Annotated in this window: 13 protein-coding genes; 2 read left to right on the forward strand and 11 right to left on the reverse strand. The window is 65.8% G+C overall.

Going from position 1 to position 13223, the window contains the following annotated elements; genetic code table 11:
* Positions 1-19: 19 nt before the first annotated feature.
* Positions 20-820, reverse strand: coding sequence for an alpha/beta fold hydrolase (locus QM470_RS20060; RefSeq protein ID WP_283340485.1), 801 nt, complete (start codon positions 818-820; stop codon positions 20-22).
* Between the two features lie 313 nt (positions 821-1133).
* On the opposite strand from QM470_RS20060, the gene QM470_RS20065 reads away from it, so the two are divergent.
* Positions 1134-2144 (forward strand): DMT family transporter, encoded by a 1011-nt coding sequence (locus tag QM470_RS20065; RefSeq protein ID WP_283340486.1) that lies wholly within the window; start codon positions 1134-1136, stop codon positions 2142-2144.
* A 53-nt stretch (positions 2145-2197) separates the two neighbouring features.
* Here the strand turns inward: QM470_RS20065 and QM470_RS20070 are convergent, their stop codons facing one another.
* The 10 genes from QM470_RS20070 to QM470_RS20115 form a co-directional block, all read right to left on the reverse strand.
* Entirely contained in the window at positions 2198-3328 is a 1131-nt protein-coding gene (locus tag QM470_RS20070) for an acyl-CoA dehydrogenase family protein (protein ID WP_283340487.1), read from the reverse strand.
* Positions 3329-3418: 90 nt separating this feature from the next.
* Entirely contained in the window at positions 3419-4081 is a 663-nt protein-coding gene (locus QM470_RS20075) for an SDR family oxidoreductase (protein ID WP_283340488.1), read from the reverse strand.
* Positions 4082-4150: 69 nt separating this feature from the next.
* Entirely contained in the window at positions 4151-4786 is a 636-nt protein-coding gene (locus tag QM470_RS20080) for a pyridoxamine 5'-phosphate oxidase family protein (protein WP_218333129.1), read from the reverse strand.
* 10 nt (positions 4787-4796) lie between these two features.
* Entirely contained in the window at positions 4797-5891 is a 1095-nt protein-coding gene (locus QM470_RS20085; protein ID WP_283340489.1) for a hypothetical protein, read from the reverse strand.
* 177 nt (positions 5892-6068) lie between these two features.
* A complete protein-coding gene (locus QM470_RS20090; RefSeq protein WP_272972168.1) occupies positions 6069-7253 on the reverse strand; it encodes an acetyl-CoA C-acyltransferase in 1185 nt (394 codons plus the stop codon).
* A gap of 59 nt (positions 7254-7312) precedes the next feature.
* On the reverse strand, positions 7313-9118 hold the full coding sequence (gene aceK / locus QM470_RS20095) for a bifunctional isocitrate dehydrogenase kinase/phosphatase (RefSeq protein ID WP_279999994.1): 1806 nt from the start codon (positions 9116-9118) through the stop codon (positions 7313-7315).
* Between the two features lie 86 nt (positions 9119-9204).
* Positions 9205-9870, reverse strand: a complete 666-nt coding sequence (can, locus tag QM470_RS20100) for a carbonate dehydratase (RefSeq protein ID WP_218333133.1) — start codon at positions 9868-9870, stop codon at positions 9205-9207.
* A 46-nt stretch (positions 9871-9916) separates the two neighbouring features.
* Complete coding sequence (locus QM470_RS20105) at positions 9917-11098, reverse strand: isovaleryl-CoA dehydrogenase (protein WP_218333134.1); 1182 nt, start codon at positions 11096-11098, stop codon at positions 9917-9919.
* 55 nt (positions 11099-11153) lie between these two features.
* On the reverse strand, positions 11154-11600 hold the full coding sequence (locus QM470_RS20110) for a PaaI family thioesterase (RefSeq protein WP_279999991.1): 447 nt from the start codon (positions 11598-11600) through the stop codon (positions 11154-11156).
* A 45-nt stretch (positions 11601-11645) separates the two neighbouring features.
* Entirely contained in the window at positions 11646-12071 is a 426-nt protein-coding gene (locus QM470_RS20115) for a MerR family transcriptional regulator (protein ID WP_066539884.1), read from the reverse strand.
* Positions 12072-12226: 155 nt separating this feature from the next.
* Between QM470_RS20115 and QM470_RS20120 the strand changes: the two genes are divergently transcribed.
* Positions 12227-12991 (forward strand): class II glutamine amidotransferase, encoded by a 765-nt coding sequence (locus QM470_RS20120; RefSeq protein ID WP_218333135.1) that lies wholly within the window; start codon positions 12227-12229, stop codon positions 12989-12991.
* The last annotated feature ends 232 nt before the right edge of the window (positions 12992-13223 follow it).

Genomic DNA, 13223 nt, shown 5'->3' on the forward strand with positions numbered 1-13223 from the left:
CACCCCGTGCGCACCGCCTTCAGCCCTGCGGCGCCAGCGTGCCCAGAAAATCCCGCATCGCCGCATTGACCGGCTCCGGGTGGGTCAGATTGGGGGCATGGCCGCCCCCGTCAATCTCCACCCACCGGGCGTGCGGCAGCGCATCGGCCATGGCGCGGGCCCGTTCCAGGGGGATGGCGCGGTCCTGCGTGCCGTGGACCACCAGTGCCGGCACGCGGATCTCGCCCATGCGGCCAGAGATATCGTCGCGCGCATCCAGCGTGGCAAAGCTTTGCTGCAGATTGGCCACATCCACCCCCTGCCAGATGCACTTCCACGCGGCCGCACCCTCCCAGCCGTCGCCCAGGATGGTGCGCTCCAGGCCGGTGGCCATGTCGGCATCCAGCCCCTGCTGTGACCAGCGCGCCACCACCGCCTGGTGGGCCGGCATCTTGGCCGGGTCTTCCTTCAGCGCCTGGGTGTCGATCAGCACCAGGGCCCGCACGCGCTGCGGGTGGGTCAGCGCCGCACGCAGCGACAGATAGCCCCCCTGGGACATGCCCACCAGCACCGCGCGCTCCACGCCCAGGTGGTCCAGCAGCGCCGCCAGATCGTTCGCCGAGTCGTAGTAGCTGAACGGCGCACACTGCCCGGGCGTGGCCGTGGCGCCGTGGCCGCGCTCATCCCAGCTGATGCAGCGCCAGCCATGGTGGAACGCGGCCACCTGTGGGGCAAACATGCGGTGGTCCATCAGCAGACCGTGAGAGAACACCAGCGCCGGGCCACTGCCCCCGGTATCTTCGTAGAACAGGCGCTGACCGTTGACGGCGGCAAAAGGCATGCAATTTCTCCTGTGCGATGTCCAAAGCTGCATGCTGGCCCAGGCCCTGGCGGGCCGCCTCCGTGCCAACCCCGGGGCCGCGTCACCGGCAGGACAGTCGTAGCACGCGTGCCGCCGCCGCGCAGGCGCCGCGGCCAATCCCGCACTGCCAGCGTCAGCCCGCAGCCGCAGGCCTGCACACTGGCATGCTGCGGCGCACAATCCCGCCGACCATGTGCCCCTTTCCCTGCCCGCTGCCTGTGGCGCTGCCGCGCCCGGTGTCCCGTCCCGTTCATTGCACTGCAGCGCGGCTCCCCACGCCATGAACGCCGGCATGCGATGGGGCACCCTGTGCGGCGTGGCGGCAGGGGCGCTGTGGGGTTTGGTGTTTGTCGTGCCGCTGCTGCTGCCGGACTACCCCGCGCCGCTGCTGGCGTTTGGCCGCTACCTGGCATTCGGCCTGATCACCCTGCCCCTGGCCTGGAGGGACCGTGCCGCCCTGGCGCAGCTGCGCCGTGCCGACTGGCTGCAGGCCCTGCGCCTGGCCGCCATCGGCAGCATCACCTTCTACCTGCTCTTGACCAGCGCCATCCAGCTGGCAGGGGTGCCCCTGCCCACCCTCATCGCCAGTGGCGCGCTGCCGGTGGCGATTGCCGTGGCCTCCAACCTGCGCGCCGGTCGTGCGGCCCTGCCGTGGGGACAGCTGTTTCCATCGCTGGGATTGATCCTGGGCGGCATTGCCCTGGTCAACCACCATGAACTGCTGGCCCTGCAGCACAGCAGCGCCAGCCAGCTGGAAAGCTACGGTGTGGGCATCGGGCTGGCCCTGGTCGCCATGCTGTGCTGGACCTGGTATCCCATTCGCAACGCCGACTGGCTGCGCGCCCACCCCGGCGTTTCATCCCGCACCTGGGCGACGGCCCAAGGGCTGGTCACACTGCCCATGGCGCTGGTGGGTTTTGCGATTTCCTGGCTGTGGCTGCAGCAGGACGGGCTGGGCTTCACCACCCCGCTGGGGCCGCGGCCCTGGGCATTTGTCTGCGGCATGTTCGCTGCCGGCCTGGTGGGCTCCTGGCTGGGCGCGCTGTGCTGGAATGCGGCCTGCCAGCACCTGCCCACCACCATGTCGGGCCAGTTGATCGTCTGCGAAACCCTGTCCGCCCTGGCATACAGTTTTGCACTGCGCCAGCAGGTCCCTCCGGCGGAAACCCTGGCAGGTATTGCCCTGCTGGTGGCCGGCGTGCTGTGGGCTCTGCACAGCCGGGGAGCGCAGTCCCCCCAGGCGGCGCCCGCAGCGCCACCAGTGCGCACCCCGCAACACACGGCCACCCAGCCACCGCACTGAAGCGGCCAGAGCCGGCGGCCGCAACGCAAGCACCACCGGTGGCTACATCCCGTTCAGGCCAGCGCCCGCTGGATGATGATCTTCTGCACGTCGCTGGTGCCTTCGTAGATCTGGCACACCCGCACATCGCGGTAAATGCGTTCCACCGGGAAATCGCTGACCACGCCATAGCCTCCCAGGGTCTGGATGGCCATGCTGCACACACGTTCGGCCATTTCGCTGGCGAACAGCTTGGCCATGGCGGCTTCCTTCAGGCAGGGCAGGCCGGCATCGCGCAGGCTGGCGGCGTGCCAGATCAGCTGCCGGGCCGCTTCGATCTGCGTCGCACAGTCTGCCAACCGGAAACCCACGGCCTGGTGGTTGAAAATGGGCTGGCCAAAGCTCTCGCGCTCCTTGCTGTAGGCCAGCGCGGCCTCGAATGCCGCGCGCGCCATGCCCACGCTCTGCGCGGCAATGCCGATGCGCCCGCCTTCCAGGGCGGACAGGGCGATCTTGTAGCCCTCGCCTTCGGCCCCCACCCGGTAGGAGGCCGGAATGCGGCACTGATCGAAATTGATCTGCGCCGTGTCGCTGGAATGCTGGCCCAGCTTGTCCTCCAGCCGCGCCACCTGGTAGCCGGGATTGCGGGTGGGAACCAGAAAGGCGCTCATGCCCTTCTTGCCGGCGGCCTTGTCGGTGACGGCAATCACAATGGCCACATCGCCGTTCTGGCCGCTGGTGATGAACTGCTTGACGCCGTTGATCACATAGTCGTCCCCGTCCCGGGTGGCCGTGGTGCGCAGCGCCGATGCGTCGGAGCCCACATGCGGCTCGGTCAGGCAGAACGCGCCCAGCATGGCGCCCTGCGCCAGGGGGCGCAGCCATTCTTCCTTTTGCTGGGCATTGCCGTACTTCATCAGGATGGCGTTGACCGGGCAGTTGGTCACGCTGATGACGGTGCTGGTGCCCCCGTCGCCGGCCGCAATCTCTTCCAGCACCAGGGCCAGGCTGATGTAGTCCAGGCCCGCACCGCCCAGCTCCTCCGGCACGCAGATGCCGTAGGCGCCCAGGGCCGCCAGACCCTGGTGCACATCCTTGGGAAAGTGGTGTTCCTTGTCCCAGCGCGCCGCATGGGGGGTGATTTGCTCGCACACAAAGTCGCGCACGGCATCGCGGATCATTTCCTGGTCAGGGGTCAGCAGCATGTTCTTGTCTCCAGCCGGTGTTGTAGTAGGTCATCAGAGCCAGCGGCTTGTGCTCCGGCCATGCACACAAGCCGCCATGGTTTTCAGTGGCTAGCCATCCAGCCGGTGTCCGTTGCGGTGCAGCAGATGGCCGCCGTCCTCGGCCGAGACCTGCGCCAGCGTCTGCACCAGGGCCTGCACGCTTTGCTCCACGGTGATGGTGGCACCGGGCCCGCCCATCTCGGTCTGCACCCAGCCGGGGTCCAGCGCCACAATGCGGGCACGCGGCCACTGCGGCTGGCTGCTGGCCACCACCATGTTCAGTGCGGCCTTGCTGGCGCGGTACAGCCAGGCATCCGGCTCCGCCTCGGTCAGGCGCGACATGCTGCTGCTGACCAGACCGAACACGCCACCCGCGGCCTCGACCAGCGGAGCCACCTGAGGCAGTGCCTGCATGGCGCCCAGCACATTGGTGTGCATGACGCGGTCGAACTCGGGCTGGCTGGGCGGAACGTCGGCGGGCAGATCGCTCCAGACACCGGCCACGTACAGCGCCAGGTCCACGGCCTCACCGTCCAGTTGCCAGGCCAGGCCGCTGACGCTGGCGGGATTGGCCACGTCCACCACCAGCACCTCGGCGCCTTCGCCCTGCAGGCGGGTTTTGTCGGCGGGATTGCGCACGGTGGCAATCACCCGGTGGCCTTGCGCCACATAGGCTTGCACCAGCCCCAAGCCGATGCCGCGCGATGCGCCAATAATCAATACCAAGGCCATGGAGGCTCCTGTAAGGGGGAAAAGAAATGCGGTGGGCGCATTGGCGCCGGCGCCCTGTGCGGGCGGGCTTCAGCCAATGCTGCCCCCGGGTTGCTCGGCAGCGATCTGCACCCGATAGCGGTGCTCCATCTGCTCCTGCGTTTCGGTGGGGGCGGCCATGCCGATCTGGGCATGGATCATCTGGTTCATCGTCGGCAGCACATTGCGCGCCACCTGGGCCTCGGCCTGCCACAGCCGGGAACGCATCAGCGCCTTGGCGCAGTGCAGATAGGCCTCCTGCACCTGCACCTCGATCACCAGCTTGGGGTGGAAGTGCGGGCCGGCAAACAGCGCCGTGTAATGCCCTTCGTCACGCAGCTTGGCCGTCCCGTTGACGCGCAGCGTCTCGTTGATGCCGGGCACCATGAACAGCAGGCCGATGCGCGGATCGCGCAGCAGATTGCTCAGGCTGTCCAGCCGGTTGTTGCCGCCGGCGTCGGGAATCATCAGCGTGCGGGGATCGGGCGCCTTCACAAACCCGGGAGCCCCTCCCCGCGGCGAGGCATCCATCAGGCTGCCGGCGTTGCCCCCGGTGGCGATCACACAGAAAGGCGACAGCGCGATGAAGCGCAGGCAATGCCGGTCCAGATCGACCTGCTGCTTGAGCAGGGCCCGCTCGGCCGGCATGGCGTACAGCTGCCGCAGCTGCTCTTCACTGGTGATCATGGTGCTTCTCCTAGGCCTGGTCGGCCTGACGGTCCTGGCGGTGGATGGCGCCGTACATGCCCAGGTATTCGCGCCAGGACGGGTCGTATTCCAGCGCCAGCGCCGCTTCCAGACCGGGCGCATGCTCGGCGGACAGCTGGCGGGCCAGCTGCGCGGCGGCATCCGGGTCGTCCACATAGAAGGCCGCCACCCGAAAGTCCATGCCTTCCATGCGGGTGAACGCCAGAATGCCGCGCTGCTGCCGCAGCAGCTCGGCGTCCAGCGCATCCTGGGCATCGCGGGCGCTGTCCAGGCTTTCCTGGCTGTCGATCGGGAAGCGCAAGGTCAGGAAATAGGACAGATCGGCACGGGTGGCCAGGGCATGGGCGCTGTCGTGGAAGGTCAGCAGATCCGGGGCATCGTCCTCATCGGCATCGCGGGAACGCACTTCCAGCGAAATCCACCGGTCGTTCTCCTCCTGCGGGAAGCGGTAGGTGCGACCCAGCGTCTCGCATTGGAAGGCATCGAACACGGCGGGAAACTGCGACAGCGGCGAGGCCTCGGCTGCGGACTCCACAAAGTCGACCGGCCCCACGCGCACGGAAAAGTCCCACTCGCCCAGCACATGGTCCAGCAGGATGAAGGCCATGTGGCGGGCATGCTCCTGCATGGCGTCCGGCACGGCCTTGGCGAACGCCAGCTCCAGGCCGATGATGCCGCCCGCGTCATAGGGCGCCACCAGCACATCGTCGCAGGACAACTCGAAGTCCTGCATCCCCATGGCAAAGTTGCCGCTGGCCGTGCGGCTGCGGAACGCCTGCACGGTGTAGCCCTCCAGGCGCGGGGCCTGGCGCACCAGGGCCTGGGCGTTTTCAAACTGTTCGATATTGCCGTGGGCCGTGACCACCAGGCGGGCACCGTCCTGGGCCGGCACGCCTTCCAGCTCCAGCGACAAACCAGGCGCCTGGCGCTTGAGCAGCGCATTGGCCTCTTCGACGAAGGCGCGGCCATCCAGCGCCGCCCATGCGGCCAGCTGGCCGGAAAATTCGGTCCAGAAGGCGGCAATCTGCGGGGCGCTCAAGGGCGCGGCAGCATGGTGGTCGTCTTCGGGCAGTTCTGCTTGCATACGGAAATCCAGGGGAAAAAAGGCCGCAGGCAAGGGAAACTGCGCATGCGGCCGGTGGCACATGGGACGACTGTAAAGCAAGCCGCCCTGTGCCCCGCGCCGGGAAGCGGTGTCAAAGCAGCGCCGGAGCGCGCGCCCCACCACCCCGGCCGCCCCCATGGGCGGCAGGGACGGCACTCACACCAGCTCGATGGCCATGGCCGTGCCTTCGCCACCACCGATACACAGCGTGGCCAGGCCCTTCTTCTTGCCGTGGGTTTGCAGCGCGTGGATCAGCGTGACCAGAATGCGGGCACCGCTGGCCCCGATGGGGTGGCCCAGGGCGCAGGCGCCGCCGTGCACATTGACCTTGTCGTGCGGTACCTTCAGCTCGGCCATCAGCGCCATGGGCACCACGGCAAAGGCTTCGTTCACTTCCCACAGGTCCACATCGTCCACCTTCCAGCCGGCCTTCTTCAGCGCTTTCTCGGTGGCGCCGACCGGGGCCGTGGTGAACCATTCGGGGGCCTGGGCGTGGGTGGCATGGGCCACGATGCGCGCCAACGGCTTGCAGCCCAGCTGCTTGGCCGTGGATTCACGCATCAGCACCATGGCAGCCGCGCCGTCGTTGATGCTGGAGCTGGACGCAGCAGTGATGGTGCCGTCCTTCTTGAACGCCGGCTTGAGGGCGGTGATCTTGTCCAGCTTGGCCTTGGCCGGGCCTTCGTCCACGCTCACGGTCACATCGCCCTTGCGGGTCTTGAGGGTGACGGGGGTGATTTCGGCAGCGAACGCACCGCTCTGGGCGGCTTGCTGTGCACGCTGCACGCTGGCAATGGCAAAGGCGTCCTGCGCCTCGCGGGTGAACTGGTACTTGGCGGCGCAGTCTTCACCGAAGGTCCCCATGGAGCGGCCGGCCTCATAGGCATCTTCCAGACCGTCCAGCATCATGTGGTCGTAGACCTTGTCGTGGCCCATGCGGTAGCCGCCCCGGCCTTTTTTCAGCAGATAGGGCGCATTGGTCATGCTTTCCATGCCGCCTGCCACCATCACCTCGCGGCTGCCGGCGATCAGCTGGTCGTGGGCCAGGATGGTGGCTTCCATGCCGGCGCCGCACATCTTGGACAAGGTCACCGCGCCGGTGCTCTGCGGCAGACCACCCTTGAAGCCGGCCTGGCGGGCCGGTGCCTGGCCCTGGCCTGCCATCAGGCAGTTGCCGAACAGCACTTCCTCGACCTGTTCGGGCCGGATGCCGGCGCGCTGCACGGCCGCTGCAATCGCGGCACCGCCCAGGTCATGGGCGGCCAGATCGGAAAAATCGCCCTGGAAGGCACCCATGGGGGTGCGGGCGGCGCTGACGATGACGACGGGGTCTTGGTGCATGGTGATCTCCTTGGGTTGTTATGGATATGCGGGGGTGAGCAGAACCGGTGCCGACAGCCTCAGCCGGCGGCATCGGCGGTCAGACGACGGGTTCTGTCGTAGGGGAAGACGTCGTGCATATGGCCTTGCTGTATGCGTTCCTTGTGGCCTTGCCAGAACGACGGCTCCAGCAGATCGGCGTGGTGGCGCATGAAGACCTCGCGCACGGCGGGGTGGCCCAGCAGAAAGGGGCCGAAGGTCTCGGGAAACACATCGCGCGGTCCCACATGCCACCAGATCTCGCCGGACATCTCGTCCTCTTCGTTGCGTGGCGCAGGCACGGCGCGGAACTGGCAGTCGGTCAGGTATTCGATCTCGTCATAGTCGTAGAACACCACCTTGCCGCCGCGCGTGACACCAAAGTTCTTCCACAGCATGTCGCCGGGAAAGATGTTGGCCGCCACCAGCTCCTTGATGGCGTTGCCGTACTCGATGACCGAGCGCTCCATGTTCGCCTTGGCGCGCGGGTTGTCCAGCCCGGCATCGAAGCATTCCTGCAGGTACATGTTCAGCGGCACCAGACGCCGCTCGATGTAGACGTGGCTGAGGATCACCTCCTGCTGGCCGTCGCCATCGCGGTCGCTGATCTCCAGCTGGCTGGGGGCGAATTCCTGGATCTCGGCAATCAGCGCGTCGGAAAAGCGCTCGCGCGGAAAGGCCACCAGGCTGTACTCCAGCGTATCGGCCATGCGCCCCACCCGGTCGTGCTGCTTGACCAGGCGGTATTTGCTTTGCACCAGCTCGCGCGTGGTTTCCTTCGGGGGCGGGAACTTGTCCTTGATCAGCTTGAACACATAGGGGAAGCTGGGCAGGTCGAACACCAGCATCACCATGCCCTTGATGCCCGGCGCAATGCGGAACTGGTCGCTGGAATGGCGCAGGTGGTGCAGAAAGTCGCGGTAGAACAGCGTCTTGCCCTGCTTGGCCAGACCCAGGGCGTTGTAGATCTCGGCGCGGGGCTTGCGCGGCATCAAGCTGCGCAGAAAGCCCACATAGGCGCTGGGCACGGCCATGTCGACCATGAAGTAGGCCCGTGCAAAGCTGAACAGGCCGTGCAGATCGTCCTCGCCAAACAGCGCCGCATGCAGCACCAGCTTGCCAGCGTTGCTGTGCAGAATGGGGATGGCCAGCGGCAGCTCGGTGTAGCCGGTGATGATCTTGCCCACCAGGTAGGCACCCTTGTTGCGGTAGAACAGGCTGGAGAGCACCTGGATCTGGAAGTTGGCCCGCAGCATCAGGCCCTCCAGGCGCTGCTGCACCCGCCCCGTCAGCGCGGCGATGTCGCGCTCCAGGTCTTCGTACGGACACTGCAGCGCCAGGTGGGCGATCAGCTGCTCCAGGGTCTGCGGCAGGGCCTGCAGCGACGCCGGGTAGTAGGCGCGGTAGGCCGGGGCATCGCCGGGGTCGCGGCTTTCCAGGTACTCGGTGCTGACGGCCGGCCGCACAAAGATGAAGTTGTTGTGGAAATGCGTGCGGTGCAGGATCTTGGTGGTGACAGAGTTGAAGAAGGTCTCCGCCAGCTCGGGCTGCAGGTGGTCCACCATCAGCCCGATGTAGTGCAGCTTGACCTGCTGCCACACCGGCATGGGCAGCAGCCCGGCGTGGAACTCCGCCTCCAGACGTTGCACGCATTCGGTGACCCGCAGATCATAGAAGGCAATGCGCTCGCGCTGGGCGCATTGCTGGCCGTTCCAGTCGGCCTGCTCGAAACGGCGCTTGGCCCGGGCGGATTCCGCCCGGAACAGCTGGTAGTGGCGGTTGAAACCGTCCATCATCGCCTGGGCGATGTCATAGGCCTGGGGGGCATCCAGTCGCTGCGGGAACATACAGATAGCTCGCGGTTCAGGGGTGCTCTACAAAAAGCCCAGGCCCATGCCTCAGGCGGCGGCGCCCAGCCAAGGGCGCCTCGGGATCAGTCGCGCTGGCGGGAAGCCACCATCTCGACTGCCTTCTGGTGCACTTCGTGCAGGCCGCCTTCGCCCGGCACGGTCATGTGCAGGTTGGTGATGTGGCCGTTCTTCAGGCTGTAGCACCAGCCGTGCAGCGCCACCTTCTGGCCGCGGGCCCAGGCGTCCTGCAGCACCGTGCTCTGGGCCACATTCATCACCTGTTCGATGGCGTTCAGCTCGCACAGCACATCATGGCGGTGTTGCACGGGCGTGGCCTTGATCAGTTCGTAGTGCTTGTCGCGCACGTCGCGCACATGGCGGGTCCAGTTGTCGGCCAGGCCCAGGCGCACGCCTTCCAGCGCCGCCAGCACGCCGCCGCAGCCGTAGTGGCCCACGACCATCAGGTGTTCCACCTTCAGGTGGTCCACGGCGTACTGGATGGTGGTCAGCGCGTTCAGGTCGCTGGGCACCACCACGTTGGCCACGTTGCGGTGCACAAAGACCTCGCCCGGCTCCAGGCCGGTGATCTGGTTGGCGGGCACCCGGCTGTCGGAACAGCCGATCCACATGTACTTGGGTTTCTGTTGCGCCATCAGCCCGGTGAAGAAACCGGGGCGGTCGCGCTCCATCTGGGCAGCCCATTCCTTGTTGTGCACAAACAGGTCATCGATGGAGGTACTGGTCGTCATGTGGCGTTCCTTTGTGGTTCTGGGAAGCGGCGCCGCCCACCCCTGCTCAGCAGGTTTCGGCAAACAATTCGCGGCCAATCAGCATGCGACGAATTTCGCTGGTGCCGGCGCCAATCTCATAGAGTTTCGCATCTCGCCACAAACGACCGAGCGGGTACTCGTTGATATACCCATTGCCGCCATAGATTTGCACGCCCTCGCCGGCCATCCAGGTGGCTTTTTCCGCACACCACAGAATGACGCTGGCGCAGTCCTTGCGCACCTGGCGCACATGTTCGGTGCCCAGCATGTCCAGGTTCTTGGCCACGGTGTAGGCGAACGAACGGCCGGCCTGCAGCACGGTGTACATATCGGCCACCTTGCCCTGGATGAGCTGGAACTCCCCGATGCTCTGGCCGAACTGCTTGCGGTCGTGGATATAGGGCACCACGTTGTCCATCACGCTCTGCATGATGCCCAGCGGGCCACCGGTCAGCACGGCACGTTCGTAGTCCAGGCCGCTCATCAGCACCTTGGCGCCGCCGTTGACCTGGCCCAGCACGTTCTCGCTGGGCACTTCCACGTTCTGGAACACCAGCTCGCCGGTGTGGCTGCCGCGCATGCCCAGCTTGTCCAGCTTCTGCGCAATCGAAAAGCCTTTCATGCCCTTTTCGATCAGGAAGGCCGTCACGCCCCGTGCACCCAGTTCGGGCTCGCTCTTGGCGTAGACCACCAGGGTGTCGGCATCCGGGCCGTTGGTGATCCACATCTTGCTGCCATTGAGCAGGTAATAGCCGCCCTTGTCCTCGGCCTTGAGCTTCATGCTGATCACGTCAGAGCCCGCGCCGGGCTCGCTCATGGCCAGGGCCCCCACATGCTCGCCGCTGATCAGCTTGGGCAGGTACTTGGCCTTTTGCGCTGCATTGCCGTTGCGGTTGATCTGGTTCACGCACAGATTGCTGTGGGCGCCATAAGACAGCCCCACCGACGCACTGGCGCGCGAGATCTCTTCCATGGCCACCATATGGGCCAGATAGCCCATGTCGGCACCACCATATTGCTCGGACACGGTGATGCCCAGCACGCCGAGATCGCCGAACTTGCGCCACAGGTCCATGGGGAACTGGTCGGTACGGTCGATGTCGGCGGCACGGGGGGCAATTTCGCGCTGTGCAAATTCACGCACCGCGTCGCGCAGCGCATCAATGTCTTCGCCCAGCTGGAAGTTCAGGCCTGGCAGATTGCTCATTCTTTGTCTCCTGGTGATAGGTATGGCGAGAGGCCGGCGGCTGTTCTGTGCAGCCTTATTTGCCGGCGATGCCGGAACGCCCCTGCACGGCCATCAAGGTGCAGTGCATGGTGGCGGCCAGTTTTTCCGCTCCGTTGTCGATGGCATAGGCCCGGCCTTCGGCCACCACGATGGTGCGCCCCGGCTTGAGCACCCGGCCTTCACAACGGAAGCGCTGGCCCTTGGCGGGGGCCAGCAGATTGGTCTTGAATTCGATGGTCAGCACGCCGGCGTCTTCCGGCATCAGGCTGAAGCCGGCATAACCGCAGGCCGAATCCATGGCTGCCGACAGCATGCCGGCATGGATGAAGCCGTGCTGCTGCGTCAGGCCGGGCGCCCAGTCAAAGCTGATGTCCACTTCGCCCGGCGCCAGGTGCGTGAGTTGCGCCCCCAGCGTGCCCATGGCCCCTTGCAGCGCAAAGCTCTCGCGCACCCGGTCCAGGGCGGCCTCGTCTGCGGCCATGGTGTCTCCTGTCTCTTATTTACGTTGACGTTAACGTCAACTGCATTATGAGACCTCATTGCCCCCCAGCTTGTCAAGTAGTTGACGCGCTTCCGCCTCGTGTTCCATCACTTCTTCCAGGTTGGCCTGCAGATCGGCCAGGCGTTCTTCCAGCTGCAGGCGGTGTGCGCCCAGCACCTGCAGAAATTTTTTCAGCTGCATGCCCGTGTCCCGCGGGCTGTCGTACATGTCGATGATTTCCTTGGCTTCCGACAGCGACAGCCCCAGCCGCTTGGCCCGCAGCGTCAGGCGCAGCCGGGTACGGTCCCGCGGGCTGTAAACGCGGTTGCGCCCACCGGGACCGGTGCGCTCGGGCTGCAGCAGCCCCATGTCCTCATAGAAGCGCATGGCACGGGTGGTCAGATCGAACTCTTTGGCCAGATCGCTGATGCTGTAACTCACAGACGCGGAAGGGGAAGACTCGGTATGCATGGGCTCAACAGTACGCGAAACGCCCGATTGTGCCTGTCACCCGTGCCCGCCGGTAGCGGGTCAGCACCCGCCCGCTTTGCTGCACCATTGCGCGCCAATGGCCGCTTTGCAGGTTAGGCTATGCCTCTTTGTATTTGGATTGCCGGAACCGCACCATGTGCCAGCTGCTTGGAATGAATTGCAACACCCCGACGGACGTGCGCTTTAGCTTCAGCGGCTTTGCACAGCGCGCCGGCAACACCGGCGATCACACCGACGGCTGGGGCATCGCCTTCTTCGAAGACAAGGGCCTGCGCCATTTTGTGGACCACGAACGCGCCATCGACTCGCCGGTGGCCCAGCTCATCCGCCAGTACCCGATCAAAAGCCAGAACGTCATCGCCCACATCCGCAAGGCCACCCAGGGCGTGGTCAGCCTGCAGAACTGCCACCCTTTTGTGCGGGAGCTGTGGGGACGCAACTGGGTGTTTGCCCACAACGGCGATCTCAAGGGCTTTGCCCCCAAGCTGCACGCCCACTTCCACCCCGTGGGCAGCACCGACAGCGAACTGGCCTTCTGCTGGATCATGCAGGAACTGTGGAAGTCGCACGCCGGCGTGCCCAGCATCGAAGAGCTCACGCTCACCTTGCGTGAACTGGCCGCCCGCATCGCGCCGCACGGCACCTTCAACTTCCTGCTCTCCAGCGGGGAAGCGCTGTGGGCCCATGCCACCACCCACCTGTGCTACACCGAGCGCCGCCACCCCTTCGCCCAGGCCCACCTGGCCGACGAAGACCTGAGCGTGGACTTTGCCAGCGAAACCACGCCCAACGACCGGGTGGCCATCATCGTCACCAGCCCGCTCACCAAGAACGAGCAGTGGAACACCTTTGAAAAAGGCGAGTTGATGGTGTTTGTGGACGGCCAGCGCCGCATGTGATGCCGGCTCCATCCCTGGTCGGCGCCCGGGACAGGGCCCAGACCCCGCAGGCACCGGCCGATGCCGGATGCGGCTGCAGCGATTTCCATCGGCACGACCAACCCCTGCCCCATCAATAAAAAAGAGCACGCGCAGCGTGCTCTTTTTTATTCGGTTGTCTGTCTGCAGATAAAAGACAGCGAATTAAATAATGAATGGGCCTTGGCTGGGCCACATGTATTTCTGCACCACC

The organism is Comamonas sp. 17RB (assembly GCF_030056555.1).
Lineage (GTDB): Bacteria > Pseudomonadota > Gammaproteobacteria > Burkholderiales > Burkholderiaceae_C > Comamonas > Comamonas terrigena.